The sequence below is a fragment of the Haliscomenobacter sp. genome (assembly GCF_040403615.1).
Classification (GTDB): domain Bacteria; phylum Bacteroidota; class Bacteroidia; order Chitinophagales; family Saprospiraceae; genus Haliscomenobacter.
The window spans coordinates 1-4,520 of the sequence record NZ_JBBAKG010000205.1 but is presented as its reverse complement, the minus strand read 5'-3'; the positions used below and the strand labels follow the sequence as shown (position 1 = coordinate 4,520).

At 48.9% G+C, this 4,520-nt stretch carries 4 protein-coding genes; 3 read left to right on the top strand and 1 reads right to left on the bottom strand.

The genetic code is table 11. The features are described from left to right. The 3 genes from ABW391_RS28660 to ABW391_RS28650 form a co-directional block, all read left to right on the top strand. Window positions 1-2,364, top strand: a 2,364-nt coding sequence (locus ABW391_RS28660; RefSeq protein WP_353485336.1) for a T9SS type B sorting domain-containing protein, incomplete at its 5' end; no start/stop codon positions are given. 5 nt (window positions 2,365-2,369) lie between these two features. After that, entirely contained in the window at window positions 2,370-3,017 is a 648-nt protein-coding gene (locus ABW391_RS28655) for a WbqC family protein (protein ID WP_353485335.1), read from the top strand. A 25-nt stretch (window positions 3,018-3,042) separates the two neighbouring features. Continuing rightward, a complete protein-coding gene (locus ABW391_RS28650) occupies window positions 3,043-4,140 on the top strand; it encodes a VIT1/CCC1 transporter family protein (RefSeq protein WP_353485334.1) in 1,098 nt (365 codons plus the stop codon). Here ABW391_RS28650 and ABW391_RS28645 read toward each other — a convergent pair. Beyond that, window positions 4,115-4,520, bottom strand: a 406-nt coding sequence (locus ABW391_RS28645) for a helix-turn-helix domain-containing protein (RefSeq protein WP_353485333.1), incomplete at its 5' end; no start/stop codon positions are given. The two genes, ABW391_RS28650 and ABW391_RS28645, sit on opposite strands and share 26 nt — an antisense overlap.

Sequence of the window (4,520 nt, the reverse complement as noted above, 5' to 3'; positions counted from 1 at the left end):
ACCTGTTTTGGCGTAGCAGATGGCAGCCTCATTGCTACCGCTTTTGGAGGTACAGGCAATTTGAATTACCGTTGGTCCAATGGCGTCACCATAAATCGACTGGCCAATTTGCGGGCTGGCAATTATTGTGTTTCTGTTAGTGATGCCAATGGTTGTGTAGTGTCCGATTGCCGCAACATCAAAGCGCCCATTCAATTGACCGTAGATTCTGTTCGGTTGCAACAACCGTCTTGTGCCGATAAGCGGGATGGCCAGGCTACTGTAATTGCCAAAGGGGGAACAGGTGCATTGTCTTACCAGTGGAACGATCCTCAGGGGCAAATCAATCGCAATGCCAATTCATTGGCAGCTGGGCAATATGCGGTAATTGTCAGTGATTCAAATAGGTGCAGCGTCACCCAAAACATCAGCATTGTTGCACCAAAAGCACTTAGCCTGCAAATCATTTCCCGGCCAATCAAGTGCAAAGGCGGCAACGACGGGCAAGCCACGGTAAGGGTCAGTGGCGGAACGGGTGCTTATCGCTTCAATTGGGAAACGACAAAACCCACCGACACCATTGCCACCCAACTGAGTGCGGGTTCATATGGCGTAACCGTAACGGATGCCAACAATTGTACCACCGAAGGTCGGGCCATCATTATCGAACCCGCTAATGCCCTGACCCTCAGCATTGATCAAACACGATTTGGCTGCTATAGCCTCAAGCAGAATATGGCCAAGGCACTTCCCGTTGGGGGTTCCGGGGCTCCATTCACTTATCAATGGAGCAATGGGCAGAATGCGGAAGAAATCAGCGGATTGGATTCGTTGAATTTTTCGGTTACCGTCACCGACGGTACGGGCTGCGCCCAAACCAGTTCCATTAAGCTCAAGGATTTGCCAACTATGGAACCCAATACCATCATTTCTCAGCCTTCCTGTTTTGGTGGGTCTAACGGCGCAATTGGCATCAATTTGATCCTCGGTCGCCCCAGTGCGGATTTGAATCAATTCAAATTTCGCTGGAGCAATGGCGAAACCGGACAAATCATTAGAGGTTTGCGGGGAGATGAAACCTACACCGTCACCATCACCGACCCGCAAGGTTGTACCGCGGTAGGCACACGTACAGTCAGGCAACCACGCGCCATCACTTTTGACATTGTCGCGGATACATTGTCCTGCAATGGAGGCACCAATGCCAGCGCCACCGTGCGCAACATTCTGGCCGATACCCGCAATTTCACCTACAAATGGGACGCCAAAGCCAACAACCAGACTACCGCTAGAGTCACTGGACTCAGTGTTGGCATTTATGCGGTGACCGTCACCGACGATTTTGGTTGCTTTGGAATTGGGGCGGTGGAAGTAAAAGAACCCAAACCTATCCAAGTTTTGATACAAGCTTCAGGCCCAATTTGTTTTGGAGACTCTACCGGGCGCGCTTCAATCAGTGCATCTGGTGGGAATCCTGGGTACAAATACAAATGGAACACTGGCAATACAAGTACTTTTTTGGGCAATGCCAGAGGCGGAACTTACCAAGTCACCATCACGGACACCAAAGGATGTACCAATGTAAGCAACGTAAGTATTCCTAACCCTAATCAAATTAAATTGAACTTAAAAACCCAGGATCCTACCTGCAATGGAGACTTGGATGGCTCTATTGTTGCGGCACCGGCAGGAGGCAAGCCACCTTATCTATTGAGCCTCAATCAGGGCAATTACCGTCCTACCCTTAGCGCCATTGGACTTAAAGCTGGCAAATACGATGTATACATCAAAGATGCCAATGGTTGCATCATTTTTGAACCGGCTGAGATCAAGCAGAAACCGGCCTTGTCTATCGACCTCGACAACAGCAGCTATACCATCCAATTGGGCGACACCATTAAGCTAAATGCGGAAGTAAGCAACAACCAGGGAAAAGTGACCTACGTCTGGGAAGATCCATTTACCAATACCCTAAGCTGCGATTCTTGCGCCTCGCCTACCGTACGTACCCAAAATGGAGTAGATTACCGCGTGCTGGCAACAGATGAGAAAGGCTGCGAAGCCACGGCCCTCGTGCGGGTATTTGTACGCAAACAGCGCATTGTGCTGGTTCCTACGGGTTTTACGCCCAATGGCGACACCAACAACGACGAATTGCTGGTGCATGGCCAAAATGGGGTCAAAATCAAAACCTTTAAGGTGTTTGACCGCTGGGGTGAGGTCATTTATCTCCGCGAAAATTTTGACATCAACGACCCCAAAGGTTGGGATGGCACCTATCGGGAAACAGCCCTCAATCCAGGTGTATACATTTGGTTTCTGGAAGCGGTTTATCCCGATGGGTACAGCGAAATCCGGCGAGGACAAACAACTTTATTGCGCTAGAATCCATGCATGAATACCCTACTGCTTTGTTGACCAGTCAGTTTTGTCCTCCGGTGCAATACTTCGCGAAATTTTTGCACTACGACAAAATCTGGATCGAACACAAGGAAAATTACCAAAAAGGCAGTTACCGCAACCGTTGCCACATTGCCTCGGCCAATGGCCTGTTGCGCCTGTCGGTTCCATTGGTAAAAGGTAAAAATCATCAAACGCCAATCTGGGAAGTGCGGATTGATTACAAAACCGACTGGCCTGCCAAACAATGGGAAGCCATCTCCTATGCTTACGGAAGTGCGCCCTATTTTGAGGAATATGCCGCTTTTCTGGAACCCTATCTGGGAGGAGTCAAGCGGTATGAATTTCTGGCAGAATACAATGCGGCCTTGCTCAAGGTTTTTCTCAAGTTGCTGAATTTGCGCAAGGAAATAGCCTACACGGAAGATTATTGGTTTAGCACTCCTGAAGGGATGCTGGATTTGCGTCAGCTCATTTCCCCCAAAGTTGCGCTGGAGATGGATCCTCATTTTACCCCAAGTTCCTACTTGCAAGTATTTAGCCACAAATACACATTCTTGCCAAATTTGAGTATCTTGGATTTGCTTTTCTGCACCGGGCCTCAAGCGCTCCTGGTATTGAAAGAAAGCTCCCTCTAACTCATCTGAACTAACCCACCATACCATGAACCTGAAAAGTATTCAAACCGAAGTAGACGCCAGTTACCTCTACCTCAAGTTGGCCGAAAATGAACCCGACACAGCCATTGCCAAGGTTTTTGCGGAAATGAGTGAAATTGAAAAAGGCCATGCCATTGCTTTTTTGAAAGCACAAGCAATCAGTCCAGATAAAATGCCCTTGCCTTCCCGCAGGGCCCGAACGCTCAACTCCATTGGCCGGATTTTTGGGTACGACTATGTCTTGGGGGTCTTGATGGACACGGAAAAAAGCATTTCAAATGCCGTGCTTGCGGCCAAAAAGCAAAACAAGCTCCCCATTTCAGGCACCGAAACCAACCATGTAAAAATCCTGCGCAATATCCTGGACAATGATTCCAAGGTAGGCAGCAAAGCCATCACCAAATTCGAAAGCCGTCACCGCTCCGTGGGAGGCAATGCCCTGCGGGCAGCGGTGTTGGGTGGAAACGATGGCCTGGTGTCCAACTTCAGCCTGGTTATGGGCGTAGCCGGGGCCAGCGATGGGCAAAGCGGGGTGTTGGTGGCCGGATTGGCGGGTTTGCTGGCCGGCGCACTGTCAATGGCTTTGGGGGAATGGATTTCGGTAAAAAGTTCCCAGGAATTGTTCGAGAATCAAATGCAAATCGAACTCGAAGAACTGGAAACCAATCCTGCCGGAGAAATGCAAGAGCTTTCGCTGATCTACCAAACCAAAGGAATCGACAAAGCCCAAGCCGATAAAATGGCGGAAGAAATCATGCAGGATACCACCAAGGCCCACCAAATCCTGATCGAAGAAGAATTGGGCATCAATCCTGAAGAATTGAAAGGCTCGGCCATCGAGGCTGCCCTTTATTCCTTTGTGCTTTTTGCGATTGGCGCGGTTATTCCAGTCATTCCGTTTTTGTTTACCAATGGATTCAGGGCAATCTTGTACAGTACCATTTTGAGTGCACTGGGCTTATTTGGCATTGGCGCAGCCATCACCTTATTTACCGGAAAAAGTGTGTGGTTTTCCGGGATGCGACAAGTGGTATTTGGTCTGATTGCGGCAGCTATCACCTTTGGAATTGGAAAAATCATTGGTGTTTCGATGGCTGGTTAACCTCGAGTTTGGCAGATTCCTGTTGCTTGCGGTATTCCAACGGTGACATGCCGGTTTGGTTTTTAAATGTGGTATTGAAGGTCGTTTTGGAGTTGAACCCTGCTTCAAAACCGATGGCCAGTATATTGAGGTGCAGCAACTGCTCATTCACCAACAAGCGTTTGCTTTCTTCAACCCGATACCCATTGATGAGTTGGTAAAAATTGCGTTCAAAACCCTGGTTGATCAGGTGGGACAATTCGTGGGTGCTGCACGCCATCATTTCGGCCAGCTTGGGCAAACTCAATTCTGGGTCCAGATAAGGCTTCTGCTCTTCCAACAACAGTCGCAATTGCTCCTTTTGTTGAAAGTCAATTTCTGTTTCCGGTTTTACATCCGGG

What these genes read in the sequence shown, in the direction of transcription:
- ABW391_RS28655 (WP_353485335.1), top strand. Translation starts at nt 2,370, where the DNA reads ATGCATGAATACCCTACTGCTTTGTTGACCAGTCAGTTTTGTCCTCCG.
- ABW391_RS28650 (WP_353485334.1), top strand. Translation starts at nt 3,043, where the DNA reads ATGAACCTGAAAAGTATTCAAACCGAAGTAGACGCCAGTTACCTCTAC.